Genomic DNA, 19,298 nt, shown 5'->3' with positions numbered 1-19,298 from the left:
ACTGCCCTGTCGCACCGCGGACAGGGGAAGTCAGACCGCCACGAGCCGGACCCGATCGCCGCAGAGCTTGACCATGTCGTCGATATCGGAGGTCAACATGACCACGGGGCGGTGCTGGCGCAGCGCGGCCTCAGCGACCGCCGCATCGATCGCGTACTTGTGCCCGTGCAAACCTGCCTCCATCAGCAGCTTCGAGGCCGCTCTCGCCTCCTCGTCGCCCACCGGGACGACCCGCAGCCCGGAGAGCACCCAGTTCAGGCGGGACTTGTTCGTACGCGAGTGGACAGCCTCGATGATGGTGAGCGCACTGATCACGACCTCCATGCCGCGCGAGCGCGCCTCGGCAATCAGAGCCACCACCTGCTCGTCGTCGGCGAGTAGCTTCGAGAGCCCCTCACTGTCGAGGATCAGCGTCCCCTCGTGACTCAGCCTGCGGCGGGCCACTCGGCCTCCTCGGCGAACACCTCGTCGAAGACCTGGCGCGCCCGCTGCCGGGCCTGCTCAGAGACCGGCCCCTTGCGGCTCTCGTAGTCCGCCAAGTACTCGTCAAGGACCTGGCCACGCAGCTCACGCTCGACCGCCTCAGCGATGAACGCCGAGAACTCCCGCTTGCCCACCCGCGCCCGGATCGCCTCCGCGGTCCCCTCCGGCAGCGACAGGCTCACCCGTGTCGCTGGCCCTTCTCCGATGCTGTACGTCGTCTCACCCATGCCCCGAGTGTGTCAAACGAGTAGGAAAAGTGCTACGCCCAGACCTGTGCGGAGCCTCAGAGCCGTGAAGAAGGTGTGCGCATGGACCCTCTCCGCTCGCTCCCACATCGGGCAGCGCAACATCCGAAACCCAGCACGGGCGCCCTCATCCCGCCCCATCACAATCCCAGCACGGTACGGATGACCAGGGATGACGACAGGTGACGAGGGGCCAGCTATCCCAGCACCATCCCAGCACGGAAAAAACAAAGGACCCGACTCCGAAGAGTCGGGGCCCCTTCTGACCTGCACGTTTGCCAGATCAGCGACGTGGTGATATGTCAGCCGCTACACATTGAAACGGAACTCCACCACGTCCCCGTCCTGCATGACGTATTCCTTGCCCTCCATGCGGGCCTTGCCGGCGGAGCGGGCTTCGGCGACGGAGCCGGTCTCGACCAGGTCGGCGAAGGAGACGACCTCGGCCTTGATGAAGCCCTTCTGGAAGTCGGTGTGGATGACTCCGGCGGCCTCGGGGGCGGTGGCGCCCTTCTTGATCGTCCAGGCGCGGCTCTCCTTGGGGCCGGCGGTCAGGTACGTCTGCAGACCCAGGGTGTCGAAGCCGACGCGGGCGAGGGTGGCCAGGCCGGGCTCCTCCTGGCCGACGGACTGCAGGAGCTCCAGGGCCTCCTCGTCGTCCAGCTCGGCGAGGTCGGCCTCCAGCTTGGCGTTGAGGAAGATCGCCTCGGCGGGGGCGACCAGGGCCCGCTGCTCGTTCTTGAAGTCCTCGTCGGTGAGCTCTTCCTCGTCGACGTTGAAGACGTAGAGGAAGGGCTTGGTGGTGAGGAGGTGCAGGTCGTGCAGCAGCTCGGTCTTCTCGGTGCCCTGGACGTAGCCGGCGGCGAAGAGGGTGCGGCCCTCCTCCAGGATGGCCTTGACCTCCTCGACGGCCTTGACCTTGGGGGCCACGTCCTTCTTGATCCGCGACTCCTTCTGGAGGCGCGGCAGCACCTTCTCGATGGTCTGGAGGTCGGCGAGGATCAGCTCGGTGTTGATGGTCTCGATGTCGCTCTTGGGCGAGACCTTGCCGTCGACGTGGACGACGTTCTCGTCCTTGAAGGCGCGAATGACCTGGCAGATCGCGTCGGACTCGCGGATGTTGGCGAGGAACTTGTTGCCCAGGCCCTCGCCCTCGGAGGCGCCCCGGACGATGCCGGCGATGTCGACGAAGTCGACGGTGGCGGGCAGCAACCGCGCGGAGCCGAAGATCTCGGCGAGCTTGGTGAGGCGGGAGTCCGGGACGCCGACCACGCCGACGTTCGGCTCGATGGTGGCGAACGGGTAGTTGGCCGCCAGCACGTCGTTCTTGGTCAGGGCATTGAACAGGGTCGACTTGCCGACATTGGGCAGACCGACGATTCCGATCGTGAGCGACACGGTGGCGACTTCCCGGAGCTGGAGGTGGGCGAAGGGCGGGCCGCTTCCCGGATCCGGCCGGCGGGACCGGGCCTGGCCGAGGAGGGCCGATCCCCCAGTCTACTGGGCGGGCCCCGCCGGGCCGGGCGGACCGCATGCGGCGCCGGGGAGGGCGCCCGCCGCGCCGCGTGCCCCGGTGGCGTGCGCCGGGCCGCCTAACAGTGCCCCCATGGGAGGTCAAAGCGCGTGTCCCATGACCGATTAATCCCACTTAGCGGCCTACCGTGGCCGAGTGGAGCAACACGTGGAGGAAACCGAAGCGCGCACGTCCCCGCACGGCCGGCCGCACGGCGGCGGCCCGGACACCGGGCGGGACGCCCGGCTCCCACGCCCCGCGGAGGCCGTGGGGCCCGATCCCGACGACGCCTTCCTGTCCGCGATGCGGGCGTCCGGCTATGCGTCGGTACCGGCCGGCACCGAGGTCACGCCCCGCGGCTACGCCCCCACGCCGGCGGAGTTCCGAGCGTCGGCCGTGCGGGCGGGCGAGTGGATGCCGCGGCCGACCGCCGGGCCGCCCCCCGAGGGCGAGGAGGTCGCGGCCGTCTACCGGGCGGGCCCGCGGCGTCCCCCGGCGCCCGCCCCGGTGGCCGGGCTGCTCCGCAGGATGCCGGCCGCCAAGCTCACCGGCCTCGGCTGCGGGCTGCTGGCCACCGCCGCGCTGCTGGCCTTCGGTTTCCTGGACCGCTGGCTGTTCGGCGGCACGCAGACCGCGTACGGGGTGTTCTTCCTGCTGGTCAGCGTGGCGGCCGGGGCATGGGTGCGGCCCCTGGACCTGGTCGCCGCGCCGGTCGCGCTGCCGATCGCGTTCGCCGTCGGCACGCTGCCGGTGCAGCACGGCCCCGCCGGCCTCACCGGGCTGCTGATCGGCGTCTTCACCGTCCTGGCCCTGAACGCCGGGTGGCTCTACGGGGGCACGCTGGTCTGTGCGCTGCTGGTGCTGGTCCGTAAGGCGCTGCTCATCGCCGGCCGTCGGGCCAGCCGACCGGTGAGTCGACAGCGGCACTCGGGGCCCGGTCCGCGGGCGTCGGTCCCTGTGCCGGACGGGTCCGTGCCGCGGGCCCCGGACCGTTCCCGGCCGGGGAGCCGCCCGCGGCAGGCGGCGCGCCGGTAGCGGGCGCGGCCTGGGCGGCCCCGGTGGAGCCGGCGGCGGAGGGGGGCCGCGCGGCCATGGCGGCCCCCACGATCCCGGCGTTGTTCTGCAGCCGCGCCGGCACGATCTCCGCCCTGATCCCCTCGATCAGCGGCAGGAACTTCTCCGCCTTGCGGCTCACCCCGCCGCCGATCACGAACAGGGCGGGCGAGAAGAGCATCTCCACATGGGCGAGGTACTTCTGGACCCGGTGCGCCCACTGCTGCCAGTTGAGCTCCTCGTCCTCCTTGGCCTTGGTCGAGGCACGCTTCTCGGCGTCGTGGCCGTGCAGTTCCAGGTGGCCCAGCTCGGTGTTGGGGACCAGCCGGCCGTCGATGAAGACGGCGCTGCCGATGCCGGTGCCGAAGGTGAGGACGATGACCGTGCCGGTGCGGCCCCGGCCGGCACCGAACTGCATCTCGGCCAGGCCCGCGGCGTCCGCGTCGTTGAGCAGGGTGACCGGGCTGCCGCCGGTGTCGCCGCCGAGTCGGCCGGTGAGCAGCGCGGCGGCGTCCGTGCCGATCCAACGCTTGTCGACGTTGGCGGCCGTCCTGGTCGTCCCGCCGGTGACCACGCCGGGGAAGGTCGCGCCGACCGGGCCGGTCCACCCGAAGTGGTCCACGACCTCCTTGACGCAGTCGGCGACCGCCTCGGGGGTGGCCGGGTGCGGCGTCAGCACCTTGTAACGCTCGTCGACCAGCTCGCCGCGTTCCAGATCGACCGGGGCGCCTTTGATGCCCGATCCGCCGATGTCCACACCGAAGACCCTCATGGGAAAAGGCTAGGCGCGTACTCCGCCCGCCGCTCCCGGTATGGCGAGACGGCGGGCGGGCGACGGGGCGATCAGTCCTCGACGGCGGCCTTGGCCTCGGCGCGCAGGTCGCGGCGGAGCTCCTTGGGCAGCGAGAAGGCGATCGACTCCTCGGCGGCGGTGATCGTCTCGACGTCGTCGAAGCCGCGGGCGGCCAGCCACTCCAGGACCCCGTCGACCAGGATCTCGGGGACGGAGGCGCCGGAGGTGACGCCGACCGTGGTCACGCCCTCCAGCCAGCTCTCGTCGATCTCCTCGGCGTAGTCGACCAGGTAGGACGCGGTGGCGCCGGCGCCGAGGGCGACCTCGACCAGGCGCTTGGAGTTCGAGGAGTTCCGGGAGCCGACGACGATGACGAGGTCGGCGTGGGCGCCCATCTGCTTGACCGCGATCTGGCGGTTCTGGGTGGCGTAGCAGATGTCGTCGCTGGGCGGCGAGAGGAGGTTGGGGAAGCGGCCCTTGAGGGCGTCTACGGTCTCCATGGTCTCGTCCACGGAGAGCGTGGTCTGGGAGAGCCAGACGACCTTTTCCGGGTCGCGGACCTCGACGTTCGCGACGTCCTTGGGGCCGTCGACGAGCTGGATGTGCTCGGGGGCCTCGCCGCTGGTGCCGATGACCTCCTCGTGGCCCTCATGGCCGATCAGGAGGATGTCGTAGTCCTCCTTGGCGAAGCGGACGGCCTCCTTGTGGACCTTGGTGACCAGGGGGCAGGTCGCGTCGATGGTGGCGAGCTTGCCGCGCTCGGCCTCCTCGTGGACGACGGGGGCGACGCCGTGCGCGGAGAAGATGACGATGTTGCCCTCGGGCACCTCCTCCGTCTCCTCGACGAAGATCGCGCCCTTCTTCTCCAGGGTCTTCACCACGTACTTGTTGTGGACGATCTCGTGGCGCACGTAGACCGGGGCGCCGTACTGTTCGAGGGCTTTCTCGACGGCGATCACGGCGCGGTCCACGCCCGCGCAGTAGCCGCGCGGGGCGGCGAGGAGGACCTTGCGGCTGGGCTGCGGACCGGGAGTAGCAGACATGGGTCCCATCGTACGGCCGCGCCTCGGCATGGGGTGATCGCGGCGGTGGCCCAGACTGGTGCGGAGCACGGGTGAGGAGGCGGGATGCCGGGTATGGGCGGCGCGACCGTTGGTGAGAGGGCGCACGACGGCACCGGAGCGCTGCGGCGGACGCTGTCGTTCCGGGATCTGGTCGTGTACGGGCTGTTGTTCATCGCCCCGATGGCGCCGGTGGGGATCTTCGGCACCCTCCAGGCCACGTCGCGCGGCGCGATCACGGCCGTCTACGTCGTCGCCACGGTGGCGATGGCCTTCACCGCGTATTCCTACGCCCAGATGGTGCGGGTCGTCCCTAAGGCCGGCTCGGTCTACGCGTACGCCCGGGTCGGCCTGGGTGAAGGCGCGGGGTTCGTCGCCGGGTGGATGGCGATGTTGGACTACCTGCTGATCCCGGCGGTGGCGTACTTGTTCTCCGGGATCGCGCTGCACGCCCTGGTGCCGCAGGTGCACCAGTGGGTGTGGACGGCGGTCGCGGTGGTGGTCACCACACTGCTGAACCTCTGGGGGGTGCGGACCGCGGCGGTGGTCGGGTTCGCGGTGCTGGCGCTGGAGATCGCGGTGCTGGTGGTCTTCGTGGTGACGGCGGTGTGGGCACTGGCCGCGCATGGGGCGCAGCGCGGCTGGGCGGTGCCGCTGACCGGGGAGGGCGGCTTCTCGCTCGACGCGGTGCTGGCGGCGGTGTCGGTGGCGGTGCTGTCGTATCTGGGCTTCGACGCGATCGCGTCGTTCGCGGAGGAGGCTTCCGGAGGTTCGCGGCGGGTGGCGCGGGCCGTGGTGACGTGCCTGGTGGTGGCCGGGGTGCTGTTCGCGGTGCAGACGTACCTGGCGGCGCTGCTGGCCCCGATGAGCGCCGCGGAGCTGGCCGCGAAACCAGGAGAGCAGGGGGCCGCGTTCTATATGACGGTGGACTCCGCGGTGGGCGGCTGGCTGCACGACCTGGTGGCGGTGAGCAAGGCGATCGGGGCGGCGTTCGCGGCGCTGGCCGGGCAGGCCGCGGCCGGCCGGCTGCTGTTCGCGATGGCCCGGGACCGGCGGCTGCCGGGGGCGATGGCGAAGGTGGACGTGGGCAGCGGGGTGCCGCGCCGGGCGCTGTTGGGGGCGGCGCTGGTGACGCTGGTGGCGGCGGTCTGGGCGGCCGCCCGGGACGACGGTCTGGACCGGCTGTCGTCGATCGTGAACGTCGGCGCGCTGAGCGCGTTCGCGCTGCTGCACGCCTCGGTGATCGGGTGGTTCCGGTTCCGCAGGCAGGGGGCGCCGCCGAGCGTGCTGCGGCATGTGGTGGTGCCGCTGCTGGGGCTGGCGGTGGTGGTCGCGGTGGTCGTCGAGGCGTCCCCGACCGCGCAGATCGTGGGCGGCGTCTGGCTGTTGGTGGGTCTGGTGGTGCTGGCGGTGCAGCACGCGAGGGCCGGCGCCGGTCCGTCCGACGCGTGAGGCCCGGCACTGTCGGTGGCCGCCGCTACTCTCGCTCGTATGGCTGTCTCTACGTCTCCGGAAGCGCCGATCCCGGTCGGCGAGGTGTCCCGACTCATCGGCGGGTGGATCGACCGGCTCGGCGCGGTGTGGGTCGAGGGGCAGATCACCCAGCTCTCGCGGCGGCCGGGCGCGGGCGTGGTGTTCCTGACGCTGCGGGACCCGTCGTACGACATCTCGGTGAGCGTGACGTGCTACCGCCAGGTCTTCGACAAGGTCTCCGAGGTGGTGAGCGAGGGCGCCCGAGTGGTGGTGCACGCCAAGCCGGAGTGGTACGCCCCGCGCGGTCAGCTGTCGCTGCGGGCCGCCGAGATCCGACCGGTCGGGGTGGGTGAACTCCTCGCCAGGCTGGAGCAGTTGAAGCGGACGCTGACCGCCGAGGGGCTGTTCGCGGCGGAGCGCAAGCGCCCGCTGCCGTTCCTGCCGCAGCTGATCGGGCTGGTCTGCGGCCGGGCCAGCGCCGCCGAGCGCGATGTGCTGGAGAACGCCCGGCACCGCTGGCCGGCGGTCCGCTTCGAGGTGCGCAATGTGCCGGTGCAGGGGGTGCACGCGGTGCCACAGGTGATCGCCGCGGTGCAGGAGCTGGACGCGCTGCCCGAGGTGGACGTGATCATCGTGGCGCGCGGCGGCGGCAGCGTGGAGGACCTGCTGCCGTTCTCCGACGAGCAGTTGGTGCGGGCGGTGGCGGAGGCGCGCACGCCGGTGGTCTCGGCGATCGGCCACGAGCCGGACAGCCCGCTGCTGGACCTGGTCGCCGATCTGCGCGCCTCGACGCCGACGGACGCGGCGAAGAAGGTGGTGCCGGACGTGGGCGAGGAGCTGACCCGGGTCCACCAGCTGCGGGAGCGGGCCCGGCGCGCGCTCGGCGGCTTCCTGGACCGCGAGGAGCGGGGCCTTGCGGCCGCGCTGCAGCGCCCGTCGATACAGCATCCGCAGCGGATGGTGGAGCAGCGCGAGGAGCAGGTCACCGCCCTGCTGGAGCGCGGCCGACGGACGCTGGGCCATCTGCTGGACCGCGCCGATTCCGAGCTGGTGCACACGTTGGCGCGGGTGGTGGCGCTCTCCCCCAAGGCGACCCTCCAGCGCGGTTACGCGGTGCTCCAGCGGCCGGACGGGGCGGCGGTGCGCGCACCGTCCGAGGTGGCGGTGGACGAGGAGCTGCGGGCCCGGGTGGCCGAGGGCGAGTTCCGGGTGCGGGTGGCCGCGGTCCCGGGTGCGGATTTCGAGCAGACGGTTCCGACCAGGGCGGACTCATAGGGTGGGAGACATGGCGAAGACGGATGACGTGGTGGACGAGGCGGCCGGCGGAGCGCCGGTGGATTCCACCCTCGGCTACGAGCAGGCGCGGGACGAACTGATCGAGGTCGTCCGCCGCCTGGAGGCGGGCGGCACGACGCTGGAGGAGTCGCTCGCCCTGTGGGAGCGCGGCGAGGAGCTGGCGAAGGTGTGCCGCCGCTGGCTGGACGGCGCCCGGGCGCGCCTGGACGCGACACTGGCCGAGGGGTCGCCGGAGAACGGCGCAGCGGAGCAGGAGTAGGCGTAGGAGCGCGCGTAGGAGTAGGGCCGAACCAGGGGGTGAACCCGAGCCCCTCGTCCCGAGCGGCGGCGACCCCGAGCGGCCTTCCGGATTCCGGAATCCGGAAGGCCGGTCCCACCCTGTGAAGCGCCTCACACTTTCCAGCCGTTAGTTGAACTTTAATCTATCTCGGTTAGAGTGGTTCCCGTAGACAGCACAGTCTTCGAAGATCCGTAACCACCCCAAGCCCGAGGTGCCCCGATGTCTCTCGCCCTTGACGCAGCCGCCCAGGACCTCCTCTTCCGCGAGGCCCAGACCGCCAACACGTTCACGGACGAGCCGGTGACGGACGAGCAGGTCCAGGCCATCTACGACCTGGTGAAGTACGCCCCGACCGCCTTCAACCAGTCGCCGCTGCGGATCACCCTGGTCCGTTCCGAGGACGCCCGTAAGCGCCTGGTCGCGCACGCCATGGGCGCCAACGGCTCGAAGACGCTGGCCGCGCCGCTGACCGTGGTGCTCTCCGTCGACCTGGACTTCCACGAGAAGCTGCCGCGGCTCTTCCCGGCCCTGCCGAACGTCAAGGACGACTTCTTCTCCGAGGCCGGGTACCGCGAGGTCGCCGGCACCCAGAACGCCACCCTCCAGGCCGGCTACTTCATCCTCGGCATCCGCGCCGCCGGCCTGGCCGCCGGCCCGATGACCGGCTTCGACTTCACCGGCGTCGACAAGGAGTTCTTCGGCGACGGCAAGCAGAAGTCCTTCCTGGTCATCAACCTCGGCAAGCCGGGCGCGGACGCCTTCTTCCCGCGCTCCCCCCGCCTGTCCTTCGACGAGGCCGCGACCACCGTCTGAGCCGCCCCCGGCCCGACGCAGCACGAGGCCGCCGCACCCCACCCGGGTGCGGCGGCCTCGTCGTTGCTCCTGCGGCGCGCCCGGCGAACGGGGCGGGCCGACCGCTCAGCCCTTCTTGGCGACCAGGGCCCCGGCCAGCTCCGCCAGCCGCCCGTACGGCGCGGTGCCGGTGACGACCGTGGTCACCCCCGGCTCCTCGTTGACCAACGCCTTGTAGGTGTCGCCCTCGTAGCGATCCCACTTCTTGCCGCCGACGGCCTGCCGGCCGGCGACCTTGGTCGCACCCAGCGTCACGTCCTGGATGAACTGCTTGGCGGGCGCATCGCTCTGCTCGACGGCCGCGTACTGCTGCTCCGGGTCGAGCAGCCCCAGGTGCCAGGCGCCGCCCTTGCCGTCGTTGCTGGCCTTGTAGGTCACGGAGGTGGTCCGCCAGGTCTTGGGCAGGTTCTCGGGGGCGGCGACCGGGTACGGGGCGGCGCGTCGGGCGGTGATGATCTCGACACGGGTGTCGACGGTCTGCACCGCGTTCTTCTCCGCGGTCGCACTGTCGTCGTGCGGGATGAAGAAGTAGATCGCCCCGACCAGGACGCCGATCACCGCCAGCGACAGAACCATGTCCGTCACTCTTTGCCTGCCTCGCATACCAGCCACGTCCCTATGGTCCCCTATGCCCGTCGGCGACCGGACGCGGCCCCCTCGGACCCCACCCACCTGTGCAAACGGAGCGGCGTCCGGATACCGGGCGGCGTGGGCGTTACCCGGCCAGTGGCTTGCTCATGCGAAGCCCCCCCTGCTCATTTTCGCGACCTACCGATAAAGTCATGAGCACCCTCATCAATCCGGCCGTCGCCGTACAGAAAGGTGCGCTCGATGACCGAGCATCATCTGCCGTCCCAACTCGAGGTCAGCCCGGAGGCGCCGGACCGCAACCTCGCCCTGGAGCTGGTCCGGGTGACCGAGGCCGGTGCCATGGCATCGGGCCGCTGGGTCGGACGTGGTGACAAGAACGGCGCGGACGGCGCGGCGGTGAAGGCCATGCGCGCCCTGATCCACACCGTCTCCATGAACGGCGTCGTGGTCATCGGGGAGGGCGAGAAGGACAACGCCCCGATGCTCTACAACGGCGAGCGGGTCGGCGACGGCACCGGCCCGGAGTGCGACGTGGCCGTGGACCCGGTGGACGGCACCACGCTGACCGCCAAGGGCATGGCCAACGCGGTCTCCGTGATGGCGGTCGCCGAGCGGGGCTCGATGTTCGACCCGTCCGCGGTCTTCTACATGGACAAGCTCGCCACCGGCCCGGAGGCGGCGGACTTCGTCGACATCACCGCCCCGGTGGCCGTGAACATCAAGCGGATCGCCAAGGCGAAGAAGTCCGCCGTCGAGGACGTCACCGTCGTCATCCTGGACCGGCCGCGCCACGAGGGCCTGGTCAAGGAGGTCCGGGAGGCCGGCGCGCGGATCAAGTTCATCTCCGACGGCGATGTCGCCGGCGCGATCATGGCGGCCCGCGAGGGCACCGGCGTGGACCTGCTGCTGGGCATCGGCGGCACGCCCGAGGGCATCATCGCGGCCTGTGCGCTGAAGTGCATGGGCGGCACCTTCCAGGGGAAGCTGTGGCCGAAGGACGACGACGAGCGGCAGCGCGCCATCGACGCCGGCCACGACCTGGACAAGGTCCTGCAGATCGAGGACCTGGTCCGCGGTGACAACGTCTTCTTCGTCGCCACCGGCATCACCGACGGCGAACTGCTGCGCGGCGTCCGCTACCGCGCGGAGACCGCCTACACCCAGTCCCTGGTGATGCGCTCCAAGTCCGGCACCATCCGCCAGATCGACTCCGAGCACCGCCTCTCCAAGCTGCGGGCCTACAGCTCGATCGACTTCGAGCGCCCGAGCTGATCCGGGCCGGCCGGGCCGGCCGGGCACGCAACTCGCCCCCGTCGGAAGCGACTTCCGGCGGGGGCGAGCTGCTCCCCCAGCTGCCGCTGGGAGGTGCGCCCAGCCGCGGGTGCGGGAGCCCGTGCGGACTCGCGTGCGGTCAGCCGGCCGCGGGCACCGGGGCGGCGGCCCGCTGCAGTTCGTTCTCCCGGCGCCGCCTGCGGGTCAGCACCACCCGGCGCTCGGCGGCCGTCAGCCCGCCCCAGACGCCGTACGGCTCCGGCTGGAGCAGGGCGTGCTCCCGGCACTCGACCATCACCGGGCAGCGGGCGCAGACCCGCTTCGCGGCTTCCTCCCTGGCCAGCCGTGCGGCGGTGGGCTCCTTGGAGGGGGCGAAGAAGAGCCCGGCCTCGTCCCGGCGGCACACCGCCTCCGAATGCCAGGGGCCGGCCTCGTCACGCGCGTGCCCTCGCTGGGACGGGACGACAGCGGCATCCTGCAGGGGCTGATGCGGTAGCAGCACGGTCTACTCCTGACGACGGCTTCGGCGAGAGAAATCACCCTTGCCCGTCTCGCTGCGCACGGCCTTTTTCGCACCCCGCAGCCGTACGAGAGACGATGCACCAGCCCTACCCGCTGTACGCGGGCTTATGCACACCGTGGCGATCGAGGACCTGACGACCGGTGTCGCAACGGCCCCTGCGACTAACCGAGTCGGCGGCGCCTGCGGCGCTCCTCCCACCGCTCGTGGCGCTCCGCCCGCAGTTGGTCCATCCGTTCGTGCCGCTCGGCGCGGAGCTCGTCCATCCGTTCGTGCCGCTCGGCGCGCAGCTCGTCCATCCGCTCGCGCCGGTCGCCGCGCAGCCGGTCCCGCAGATCGCGGATCCAGGCGCCGCGCTTGGGCTTGGCCTCCACGCTGCCCAGCAGCGCGAAGCCGTTCACGTCCACCTCGGGGGCGTTGCCGTCCTCCGCCTCGTGGGTCTCCACCTCGAAGGAGCCCAGGATCCCGGAGCCGCTGCTGCGCAGGGTGATGTTCTCCGGCACCCGGACCTCGACGCTGCCGAAGACGGAGGTGACGTTGATCTGCACCCGCTGCTGCGGGAAGACCGCCTCGGTCAGGTCGATCTCCACGCTGCCGAAGATCGCGACCGCGTTGATCCGCCGCGGGACCCGCCAGCGGCCCTTGCGGTTGGCCGCGCTGAAGATCGCGACGAGGTTCTGGTCGGCCTCCGGGCCGGCCGGGCCGTACTCGTAGGCATCCGCGGCCGGCTGCGGCCGGGCGCCGGCGGCGGGCAGGTCCCGCACGACGGGCTCCAGCTCGCCGAGGGTCTTGGCGCGGTAGACGGCGTCGATCCGCTCGGCGTGCTCCTCGGCGTCCAGCCGGCCCTCGGCCAGCGCCTCCCGCAGGATCTCCGCGACCCGGTCGCGGTCCGCGTCCGAGGCCCGCATCTCGGCCTGGGCCACCGGCCTGCCCTGCGGCTTCGCCTCACCCTTGGTCAGTTTCACCACCTGCTGGTCCGGCTGTGCAAGCGGCCCGGGCGGGGTCTCGGGGCCCGGTCGTCCCCCGTTTCCTGAAGCGTCCACGACCACAGCCTACCGAAACGCGATAGATCGCGACTAGTGGAACGGGGGCGCGTCTGCAGGGACTGAGCCCTACCTCACAGCGGCGGCCCGACGCCGGGGTTCTACGCTGTTCAGGCGCTGCCGTAGAAGCCAGCCACCATCCCTCCGAGTAAGGACATATCCCCCATGGCCGCCTCCTCCCGCCCGGCCCACCCGGAATTCGCCTATACCGACCTGCTTCCCACCGGCGAGGACAACACCCCCTACCGCCTGGTCACTTCGGAGGGCGTCAGCACCTTCGAAGCCGACGGCCGGACGTTCCTCAAGGTCGAGCCGGAGGCGCTGCGCAAGCTCGCCGCCGAGGCGATGCACGACATTGCGCACTACCTGCGCCCGACCCACCTGGCCCAGCTGCGCAAGATCCTGGACGACCCGGAGGCCAGCGCCAACGACCGCTTCGTCGCCCTGGACCTGCTCAAGAACGCCAACATCGCCGCGGCCGGCGTGCTGCCGATGTGCCAGGACACCGGCACCGCGATCGTCATGGGCAAGCGCGGCCAGCAGGTACTGACCGAGGGCGGCGACGAGGCGGCCCTCTCCCGCGGCATCTACGACGCCTACACCCAGCTCAACCTGCGCTACTCGCAGATGGCGCCGCTGACCATGTGGGAGGAGAAGAACACCGGCTCCAACCTCCCGGCCCAGATCGAGCTGTACGCGACCGACGGCGGCGCCTACAAGTTCCTCTTCATGGCCAAGGGCGGCGGCTCGGCCAACAAGTCCTTCCTGTTCCAGGAGACCAAGGCCGTCCTCAACGAGGCGTCCATGATGAAGTTCCTGGAGCAGAAGATCCGCTCCCTCGGTACGGCCGCCTGCCCGCCGTACCACCTGGCCATCGTCGTCGGCGGCACCTCGGCCGAGTACGCGCTGAAGACCGCCAAGTACGCCTCCGCGCACTACCTGGACGAACTGCCGGCCGAGGGCTCCCCGACCGGCCACGGCTTCCGTGACAAGGAGCTGGAGGAGAAGGTCTTCGAGCTGACCCAGAAGATCGGCATCGGCGCCCAGTTCGGCGGCAAGTACTTCTGCCACGACGTCCGCGTCGTCCGTCTGCCCCGGCACGGCGCCTCCTGCCCGGTCGCCATCGCCGTCTCCTGCTCCGCCGACCGCCAGGCCGTCGCCAAGATCACCGCCGAGGGCGTCTTCCTGGAGCAGCTGGAGACCGACCCGGCCCGCTTCCTCCCGGACACCACCGACGAGGAGCTGACCAAGGGCGCCGGAGCCGACCTCGACGCGGTCGCCATCGACCTCAACCGCCCGATGGCCGACGTCCTCGCCGAGCTGACCAAGCACCCGGTCAAGACCCGGCTCTCGCTCACCGGCACCCTGGTGGTCGCCCGCGACATCGCCCACGCCAAGATCAAGGAACGGCTGGACGCGGGCGAGGAGATGCCGCAGTACCTCAAGGACCACCCGGTCTACTACGCCGGTCCGGCCAAGACCCCCGAGGGCTACGCCTCCGGCTCCTTCGGCCCGACCACCGCCGGCCGGATGGACGCCTACGTCGAGCAGTTCCAGGCCGCCGGCGGCTCCAAGATCATGCTGGCCAAGGGCAACCGCTCCCAGCAGGTCACCGACGCCTGCGGCACGCACGGCGGCTTCTACCTGGGCTCCATCGGCGGCCCGGCCGCCCGCCTCGCCCAGGACTGCATCAAGAAGGTCGAGGTGCTCGAATACGAGGAGCTCGGCATGGAAGCCGTCTGGAAGATCGAGGTCGAGGACTTCCCCGCCTTCATCGTCGTCGACGACAAGGGCAACGACTTCTTCCAGGACCCGGCGCCGACGACGCCGACGTTCACCAGCATTCCGATGCGACCGGGGGCGTGACGACCCGGCGCCACTGCCGGCACAACGCCCTGACGTAACGTCCGGTACGACATCCCGCATAACGTCCTGGACGGTACGGTTCAACGGCCGTCATTCGCAGCGCGCGAATGGCGGCCGTTAATTTTTCGCTAATTCTCCCGGCTGCCGCCATGGCTGGAACCTTTTCCTTCTCCTGCCGCCTTCCGAACACCCTCCCCAATCCACTTGACCAGCGGAATTACACGCGTGTTAGTCTCGCCGGCCGAGCGGCGGGTGACGGCACGTCAAGGGGGAGAAAGCAGATGTCCAATACGGGTGAATTCACGGTCGATGTCGAGGAGTTGGGCTACCTGGCGACACGCCTGGAACGCTGCACGGAGTCGATGAAGTACGCGAGCGGCGATCTGCGGAGCGCGACCACCGGAGATCTCGGCAACGACCAAATCGACAAGGCCGGGGCGGAGTTCAAAAGCTCCTGGGAATACGGCATCGACCAGATCACCCGGCTGACCGACGCCATCAAGCAGGGCTTGGAGGCCACGGCACGGGCGTACAACGAGACGGACAGCGCCGTACAGCAGGCATTCGCGAAGGGAACCCGCCAGGGCGGCGGGGGCGCGGCCACCAGTCCGTTCGGCTGAACGGCCGGTCGCAGTGCATGGCTTGGATGTCAACCAAAGACATAGGGGAACGAGAAGTGTCGCTCGGTGAGCAGCTGTGGGGGTACGGGGGCGGCGACCCGTACGAGGACAACGGCAACTTCTCCGGATTGCAGTTCAATCCGGCACCCGGGGTCCCGCAAGCGGTCAGTGGCCTGGTCGAGGACCTGCGCCGGGCACAGAAGAACATCACGAGTGCGTCGGAGACACTGCACGACATCAGCGACGGCGGCTGGACCGGCGCCACCGCAGACGCGTTCCGCGCCAAGACCGAGGCGCTTCCCAAACTCCTTGACGACGCGGGCAAGAGCTTCGAGCTGGCTCACGGCGTGCTGCAGGAATGGCAGAACCAGCTGGGTGCGATGCAGTCCAAGGCGCATTCGTACGAGGTCGAGGCCAAGAACGCCCGCAAGCGCGCCGAACGAGCCGAGAGCAACGAGGATCTGCGGATCTTCCGCGACGGCGGCATCGGCATGACCGACGCCCAGGCAGAAGAGGCCAACAAGCGCTACACCGCGGCGATCAACGAGCTGGGTGCGGCACGCGAGGAGCTGGCGGGCATCATCCGCCCAGAGCATCCGCAGCCAGCACGAGGAACTGGCGGGAACGGTCGCCACGGTACTGAAGGCCGCGGGCGAACGGGCCCCGAAGGAACCGGGCTTCTTCGACGACCTGCTAAGCAGTCTGCAGAAGCTGGTCAAGGCTCGCGAACTCGTCCTCAACGAACTCGGCCGTTGGGTCAAGGAGCATGCCAATGCCATCGCGGCAATCGGCGATGTGCTGTCAACCATCAGCACGGTGACCGGCGTGATCGGTTTGGTGCTCGATGGAGCCTTCCCACCGGCGGGAGCTGCTATGGGACTGGTGTCCGGGATTACGTCAGGAGCCGCCCTGGGGCTGCACAGTATTGCGCGAGCCAATGGTGCAGACGTCAGCGGCCGAACTCTTGCCGAGGACGGCCTCGGCCTGGTCTCGTTCGGCGTGGGGAAAGCCGGGGAGAAAATGGAGAAACTGTCGGACCTGGAATCCGCCGGCAAGATGGTGCAGAATGTCGGAAAAATAGTTGGAATTGGTTCGAGCACCATGACGGGCGAAGACTGGCTAAAAGATCCGTCAGGACTTGGCATATTCCTGCCGCAGAACGTTGAAGAAGGTGCGGCCCTGGGAGGAACAATGCTGCTGGGTGGCCCTCTCGGGCCGGCGACGGGCCTGGGCATGGCCTTTACCTGGGAAGCCGGCAGCAAGAAAGACGCCGAAGCACACAAGGCGAGATTGACGGAGTCACGGACCTGTACGAGAGGGCATCAGCCATGCTCTTGGCGGACGGGGTCGTTTACGCCGCATCCTGTCATGGGAAATTTTACGATGAACGGTCTACCGGCACCTTGACCATAGGGCTCAGCCCGCTCGCTTACGCCGACGAGACGCCGGCACTCCGCATCCCTGGTGAATTCACCACCGCAGGTCAAGACATACCTGTAGATGTCGCTCAGCTTCAGGCATTCATTCCGGTGCCTCAGGAGGCCGTACCGGACGAACAGACCCTGGTCACGATCACGTTCAGCACGCCGAGCATCGACCACTGGCCCGAATACAGCGAGATCGCGGCCGAGTTTCTTCGCACTCTGCGCTTCCTGCCCGATGCGCATGACGAGGACATAGACGTCCGCCCATCATCGCCTGCCGCAATCGAAGAGGCAGAACGGCTGCGGAAGCCCATCCCGACAGCACCGGCCGACCGAGCCGACATGTCGGCATTCGGATAGGAAGCACCTGAAGGAAACGGCGGCCCGGACCATTGGACGGATAACCGGTGGCGGTGTCCCGTGATCGAAGAAGCGACGGCAGCCCGGCGGCCCGCCAACGCGCCCAGGCCGGACTGAATCGGGTACGGGCCGCGGGTAGTTGGGCTGCGGTGACCTCCCAGCCCTGGACGACTGCGTATGCCCTGGATCCTTCCCTCGTCACGCCATTGCGGGCGGCACGGGCGGCGCGGACCGCCAAGGCGTGCGAAACGGTGTCCCCGGGCCTGACGGCAGCGGTGTTCGTCCTGATGGCGCTCGCGTGCTTCGCGATAGCGGGGCATGCCCGGACGGTGGCGGGCTGTGTCGTTCCGCCTCTCGTCGGCGTCCTGTGGCTGGCGCTGCCACCCTCACGCCGCGCCGCACGCGACGCGTACATGATAAGAATCTGCGTCTGCTGGAGGACTTTCGGCGGCAGCAGGCGGCACGGTTCCCGGTGCCTCCACCGGTTCCCCCGCCCCGCCTCTAATGGCCCTTGTGGCGGGGGCAGGTGCACGGGGGCCACGCCTGGGAGAGGCCGTAGAGGTCGAAGCGGTCGCCGGCGACGACGTGGATCTGGGCGCGTTCCTGGACGACGATGCCGTCGCGGGTCGTGGTGTAGACGCGCAGGGTCATCAGCGATTGCCGGGATCGCGGGCCCGGTGAGGTGTGGCCGGCGCTCGTGGCCATGGATGACGCTCCTGTTCGGTGGGGGGTGTTGGTGCTGTCCCGTGAGGGGCGAGGGCGGCTGCCGGGTTTCGTCGTGGGATGCCCCTAACTTTCAACGGCTCGTTACTTTCCGTGTTCCCATCGTTGCTCTCCGGCGTAACCTTGAGAAGGGAGTAAGACCTGATTCCTACAGACGTAAGAATGGGAAGTGAGGCCGTGGCCAAGGAAATTGATCCGGCGTCATCGATGGCGGCGCTGTTCGGGACGCGGCTGCGGAAACTCCGGCTCGCCGCCGGGCTGACACAGGATGCGCTGGGTCGCCGCGTGCGCACGCACAGCACGCGCATCAACCAGGTCGAGCGGTGCACGGGCGCCAAGCCGACGCTGGAGCTGACCCGGGCGCTGGACGAGGCGGTGGGGGCGGACGGCTTGCTCGTCGACCTCTGGCCGTACGTCTACCGGGAGACGTTTCCGGACTGGTCGCGGAAGTTCATGGCGTTGTCGGAACGAGCGCTCGCCATCCGGCAGTACATGGCGGCCGTCGTACCGGGTCTGCTGCAGACGGAGGAGTATGCGCGGGACTTGCTCAGCCTCGACCGCACGCTGGTCTCCGACGAGCAATTGGCGGAGCGGGTGGCCGCCCGGCTGGGACGGCAGGCCCGACTTGAGCAGCCGGACAGCCCTGAACTGCTGGTGATCCTCGACGAGGCCGTGCTGATGCGGCCGGTCGGCGAACCGGCCGTCATGCGGGCGCAGTTCGCACGACTGCTGGAAGCCGCGGACAATCCACGCATCACGCTGCAGGTCCTGCCGTTCAGCAGCGGCAAGCACGAGGCGATGGGTGGTTCCCTCACGATCCTGACCATGCCGGACGGCTGCGACGCCGCATATCTCGAAGGCGCCGACCACGGCCAACTCACCGAGGAACCAGAGGAGGTGAAGGCGTACCGTATGGCCTATGAACGGCTCGGGGGCCTGGCCCTTCCGCCGCATATGTCGCTCGACATGATCCGATCCGTGAGGGAGGGCACCTACCGTGGTGAACGCGTCCCGTCTCGATCTGAGCGCCACCGTCTGGCGCAGGTCCACCTACAGCAATCAGGCGGGTGGCGACTGCGTAGAAGTGGCAGCCGGCCGTCCCGGCATGGTCCCCGTTCGGGACAGTAAGGATCCTGAGGGGCCCGTAGTGGTGTTTTCGGGCCGTGCCTGGGGGGCCTTCGTCGACGCCGTGCGGGCATACGGGGCTGCTGACGCACCCTGAGCGCGGAGCCCGCCCAAGATCGGTAACGTGTGCGAGTGGCAGTCCTCGACCAAGGACGTGCCGTCGAACCTGACCGTGAGTCATGGCCGGACGACCGGTGCATGACCGTCGGGCACACCACCACCATGCACAGGGGGAAGCGAATCATGCGCAAGATCAGTCGCTCGTTGGCCGCGGCCGTCACCACCTTGGCGGTCGCCGGCATCACCGTCGCCGGGGCCGTTCCCGCCACTGCCGCGCCGGCCGGGTCGGCGGCCGCGAGCAGTGCGCAGTGCGACAGCATCCGGGCTGCGATCCGGCAGCACGCGGAGGCCGGAGACAAGTACCAGGGGCTGGCCAAGGTGGAGGCCAGCAAGGCGGACCCGGACCAGGACAAGGTCACCCAGTACAACGCGAAGGCGAAGGCGGAGTACCAGGCCGCCGACGCGTACCAGGTGAAGTACGCCCAGCAGTGTTCATGACGGTCACCGTTCATGGCCGGGCGGTGTTCGGGCCCGGTCGGTGATGTCGCGATGTGACCGCTGAGCGGCGTCGTTGCGGGCCCGGCTCCCCGAGCCGTGCTCGTGGCGTGCCCCCGGTGCGCCCGTTGGGTGCGCGGATCGGCGGAT

20 protein-coding genes and 3 pseudogenes are annotated in these 19,298 nt (G+C 69.8%); 14 read left to right on the top strand and 9 right to left on the bottom strand.

Features of this window, described 5'->3' with window-relative positions:
- Window positions 1–30 precede the first annotated feature (30 nt).
- The 3 genes from JNO44_RS27500 to ychF all read right to left on the bottom strand — a co-directional run bounded on the left by JNO44_RS27500 (window position 31) and on the right by ychF (window position 2,126).
- Window positions 31–444 (bottom strand): PIN domain-containing protein, encoded by a 414-nt coding sequence (locus JNO44_RS27500; protein WP_205366519.1) that lies wholly within the window; start codon window positions 442–444, stop codon window positions 31–33.
- Window positions 426–710: a hypothetical protein gene (locus JNO44_RS27495; protein ID WP_205366518.1), complete on the bottom strand. Its 285-nt coding sequence runs from the start codon at window positions 708–710 to the stop codon at window positions 426–428. Before JNO44_RS27495 ends, JNO44_RS27500 begins: the two co-directional genes overlap by 19 nt.
- A 327-nt stretch (window positions 711–1,037) precedes the next feature.
- Entirely contained in the window at window positions 1,038–2,126 is a 1,089-nt protein-coding gene (gene ychF, locus JNO44_RS27490; protein ID WP_205366517.1) for a redox-regulated ATPase YchF, read from the bottom strand.
- Window positions 2,127–2,544: 418 nt separating this feature from the next.
- On the opposite strand from ychF, the pseudogene JNO44_RS44840 reads away from it, so the two are divergent.
- Window positions 2,545–3,063: pseudogene (locus JNO44_RS44840) on the top strand (DUF6542 domain-containing protein); the annotation flags it as partial.
- Window positions 3,064–3,121: 58 nt separating this feature from the next.
- Here JNO44_RS44840 and ppgK read toward each other — a convergent pair.
- Both ppgK and JNO44_RS27480 read right to left on the bottom strand, forming a co-directional pair.
- The gene (ppgK, locus tag JNO44_RS27485; protein ID WP_205366516.1) at window positions 3,122–4,066 is read right to left on the bottom strand and encodes a polyphosphate--glucose phosphotransferase; all 945 of its coding nucleotides are present in this window, start codon (window positions 4,064–4,066) and stop codon (window positions 3,122–3,124) included.
- Window positions 4,067–4,137: 71 nt separating this feature from the next.
- Window positions 4,138–5,139, bottom strand: coding sequence for a 4-hydroxy-3-methylbut-2-enyl diphosphate reductase (locus JNO44_RS27480; protein WP_205366515.1), 1,002 nt, complete (start codon window positions 5,137–5,139; stop codon window positions 4,138–4,140).
- 75 nt (window positions 5,140–5,214) lie between these two features.
- Here JNO44_RS27480 and JNO44_RS27475 point away from each other — a divergent pair, with 75 nt between their 5' ends.
- The 4 genes from JNO44_RS27475 (at window position 5,215) to JNO44_RS27460 (ending at window position 9,010) form a co-directional block, all read left to right on the top strand.
- A complete protein-coding gene (locus tag JNO44_RS27475) occupies window positions 5,215–6,600 on the top strand; it encodes an APC family permease (protein WP_205366514.1) in 1,386 nt (461 codons plus the stop codon).
- A 39-nt stretch (window positions 6,601–6,639) separates the two neighbouring features.
- Window positions 6,640–7,896, top strand: a complete 1,257-nt coding sequence (gene xseA / locus JNO44_RS27470) for an exodeoxyribonuclease VII large subunit (RefSeq protein ID WP_205366513.1) — start codon at window positions 6,640–6,642, stop codon at window positions 7,894–7,896.
- A gap of 10 nt (window positions 7,897–7,906) precedes the next feature.
- Entirely contained in the window at window positions 7,907–8,176 is a 270-nt protein-coding gene (locus JNO44_RS27465; RefSeq protein ID WP_205366512.1) for an exodeoxyribonuclease VII small subunit, read from the top strand.
- 240 nt (window positions 8,177–8,416) lie between these two features.
- Window positions 8,417–9,010 (top strand): malonic semialdehyde reductase, encoded by a 594-nt coding sequence (locus tag JNO44_RS27460; protein WP_205366511.1) that lies wholly within the window; start codon window positions 8,417–8,419, stop codon window positions 9,008–9,010.
- Window positions 9,011–9,115: 105 nt separating this feature from the next.
- Here JNO44_RS27460 and JNO44_RS27455 read toward each other — a convergent pair whose 3' ends face one another.
- Entirely contained in the window at window positions 9,116–9,652 is a 537-nt protein-coding gene (locus JNO44_RS27455) for a DUF4245 domain-containing protein (RefSeq protein ID WP_205370621.1), read from the bottom strand.
- 228 nt (window positions 9,653–9,880) lie between these two features.
- Between JNO44_RS27455 and glpX the strand changes: the two genes are divergently transcribed.
- Window positions 9,881–10,912: a class II fructose-bisphosphatase gene (gene glpX, locus JNO44_RS27450; RefSeq protein ID WP_067347294.1), complete on the top strand. Its 1,032-nt coding sequence runs from the start codon at window positions 9,881–9,883 to the stop codon at window positions 10,910–10,912.
- Between the two features lie 139 nt (window positions 10,913–11,051).
- On the opposite strand, the gene JNO44_RS27445 is transcribed toward glpX, so the two are convergent.
- Both JNO44_RS27445 and JNO44_RS27440 read right to left on the bottom strand, forming a co-directional pair.
- Window positions 11,052–11,414 carry a WhiB family transcriptional regulator gene (locus JNO44_RS27445; protein ID WP_205366510.1) on the bottom strand — a complete coding sequence of 121 codons (363 nt, stop codon included), beginning with the start codon at window positions 11,412–11,414 and terminating at the stop codon, window positions 11,052–11,054.
- 335 nt (window positions 11,415–11,749) lie between these two features.
- Window positions 11,750–12,340 (bottom strand): annotated as a pseudogene (locus tag JNO44_RS27440) (DUF1707 SHOCT-like domain-containing protein); the annotation flags it as partial.
- Window positions 12,341–12,640: 300 nt separating this feature from the next.
- Between JNO44_RS27440 and JNO44_RS27435 the strand changes: the two are divergent.
- The 5 genes and pseudogenes from JNO44_RS27435 to JNO44_RS27415 all read left to right on the top strand — a co-directional run bounded on the left by JNO44_RS27435 (window position 12,641) and on the right by JNO44_RS27415 (window position 16,745).
- Complete coding sequence (locus JNO44_RS27435; protein ID WP_205366509.1) at window positions 12,641–14,341, top strand: fumarate hydratase; 1,701 nt, start codon at window positions 12,641–12,643, stop codon at window positions 14,339–14,341.
- A gap of 281 nt (window positions 14,342–14,622) precedes the next feature.
- The gene (locus tag JNO44_RS27430; protein ID WP_205366508.1) at window positions 14,623–14,961 is read left to right on the top strand and encodes a hypothetical protein; all 339 of its coding nucleotides are present in this window, start codon (window positions 14,623–14,625) and stop codon (window positions 14,959–14,961) included.
- 17 nt (window positions 14,962–14,978) lie between these two features.
- Window positions 14,979–15,398 (top strand): annotated as a pseudogene (locus JNO44_RS45190) (putative T7SS-secreted protein); the annotation flags it as partial.
- 115 nt (window positions 15,399–15,513) lie between these two features.
- Window positions 15,514–16,368, top strand: a complete 855-nt coding sequence (locus JNO44_RS27420) for a hypothetical protein (protein ID WP_205366506.1) — start codon at window positions 15,514–15,516, stop codon at window positions 16,366–16,368.
- A complete protein-coding gene (locus JNO44_RS27415) occupies window positions 16,290–16,745 on the top strand; it encodes a hypothetical protein (RefSeq protein ID WP_420882693.1) in 456 nt (151 codons plus the stop codon). The genes JNO44_RS27420 and JNO44_RS27415 overlap by 79 nt, the downstream gene beginning before the upstream one ends.
- A 501-nt stretch (window positions 16,746–17,246) precedes the next feature.
- Here JNO44_RS27415 and JNO44_RS27410 read toward each other — a convergent pair.
- Complete coding sequence (locus tag JNO44_RS27410; protein ID WP_205366504.1) at window positions 17,247–17,450, bottom strand: hypothetical protein; 204 nt, start codon at window positions 17,448–17,450, stop codon at window positions 17,247–17,249.
- Between the two features lie 225 nt (window positions 17,451–17,675).
- Here JNO44_RS27410 and JNO44_RS27405 point away from each other — a divergent pair, with 225 nt between their 5' ends.
- The 3 genes from JNO44_RS27405 to JNO44_RS27400 all read left to right on the top strand — a co-directional run bounded on the left by JNO44_RS27405 (window position 17,676) and on the right by JNO44_RS27400 (window position 19,151).
- The gene (locus tag JNO44_RS27405) at window positions 17,676–18,596 is read left to right on the top strand and encodes a helix-turn-helix domain-containing protein (RefSeq protein WP_205370619.1); all 921 of its coding nucleotides are present in this window, start codon (window positions 17,676–17,678) and stop codon (window positions 18,594–18,596) included.
- Window positions 18,553–18,690 carry a DUF397 domain-containing protein gene (locus JNO44_RS43725; protein ID WP_235094298.1) on the top strand — a complete coding sequence of 46 codons (138 nt, stop codon included), beginning with the start codon at window positions 18,553–18,555 and terminating at the stop codon, window positions 18,688–18,690. The genes JNO44_RS27405 and JNO44_RS43725 overlap by 44 nt, the downstream gene beginning before the upstream one ends.
- A gap of 146 nt (window positions 18,691–18,836) precedes the next feature.
- Window positions 18,837–19,151: a hypothetical protein gene (locus tag JNO44_RS27400; RefSeq protein WP_205366503.1), complete on the top strand. Its 315-nt coding sequence runs from the start codon at window positions 18,837–18,839 to the stop codon at window positions 19,149–19,151.
- Window positions 19,152–19,298 lie beyond the last annotated feature (147 nt).

The sequence above is a fragment of the Streptomyces noursei genome, from assembly GCF_016917755.1.
Taxonomy (GTDB): Bacteria; Actinomycetota; Actinomycetes; order Streptomycetales; family Streptomycetaceae; genus Streptomyces; species Streptomyces yunnanensis.
Note: the sequence above shows the minus strand (reverse complement) of the source record. Positions and strands in the feature narration are given on the sequence as shown.

What these genes read in the sequence shown, in the direction of transcription:
- JNO44_RS27495 (WP_205366518.1), bottom strand. Translation starts at nt 710, where the DNA reads ATGGGTGAGACGACGTACAGCATCGGAGAAGGGCCAGCGACACGGGTG.
- ppgK (WP_205366516.1), bottom strand. Translation starts at nt 4,066, where the DNA reads ATGAGGGTCTTCGGTGTGGACATCGGCGGATCGGGCATCAAAGGCGCC.
- JNO44_RS27480 (WP_205366515.1), bottom strand. Translation starts at nt 5,139, where the DNA reads ATGGGACCCATGTCTGCTACTCCCGGTCCGCAGCCCAGCCGCAAGGTC.
- JNO44_RS27475 (WP_205366514.1), top strand. Translation starts at nt 5,215, where the DNA reads ATGCCGGGTATGGGCGGCGCGACCGTTGGTGAGAGGGCGCACGACGGC.
- xseA (WP_205366513.1), top strand. Translation starts at nt 6,640, where the DNA reads ATGGCTGTCTCTACGTCTCCGGAAGCGCCGATCCCGGTCGGCGAGGTG.
- JNO44_RS27465 (WP_205366512.1), top strand. Translation starts at nt 7,907, where the DNA reads ATGGCGAAGACGGATGACGTGGTGGACGAGGCGGCCGGCGGAGCGCCG.
- JNO44_RS27460 (WP_205366511.1), top strand. Translation starts at nt 8,417, where the DNA reads ATGTCTCTCGCCCTTGACGCAGCCGCCCAGGACCTCCTCTTCCGCGAG.
- JNO44_RS27455 (WP_205370621.1), bottom strand. Translation starts at nt 9,652, where the DNA reads ATGCGAGGCAGGCAAAGAGTGACGGACATGGTTCTGTCGCTGGCGGTG.
- glpX (WP_067347294.1), top strand. Translation starts at nt 9,881, where the DNA reads ATGACCGAGCATCATCTGCCGTCCCAACTCGAGGTCAGCCCGGAGGCG.
- JNO44_RS27435 (WP_205366509.1), top strand. Translation starts at nt 12,641, where the DNA reads ATGGCCGCCTCCTCCCGCCCGGCCCACCCGGAATTCGCCTATACCGAC.
- JNO44_RS27430 (WP_205366508.1), top strand. Translation starts at nt 14,623, where the DNA reads ATGTCCAATACGGGTGAATTCACGGTCGATGTCGAGGAGTTGGGCTAC.
- JNO44_RS27415 (WP_420882693.1), top strand. Translation starts at nt 16,290, where the DNA reads ATGCTCTTGGCGGACGGGGTCGTTTACGCCGCATCCTGTCATGGGAAA.
- JNO44_RS27410 (WP_205366504.1), bottom strand. Translation starts at nt 17,450, where the DNA reads ATGGCCACGAGCGCCGGCCACACCTCACCGGGCCCGCGATCCCGGCAA.
- JNO44_RS27405 (WP_205370619.1), top strand. Translation starts at nt 17,676, where the DNA reads ATGGCGGCGCTGTTCGGGACGCGGCTGCGGAAACTCCGGCTCGCCGCC.
- JNO44_RS27400 (WP_205366503.1), top strand. Translation starts at nt 18,837, where the DNA reads ATGCGCAAGATCAGTCGCTCGTTGGCCGCGGCCGTCACCACCTTGGCG.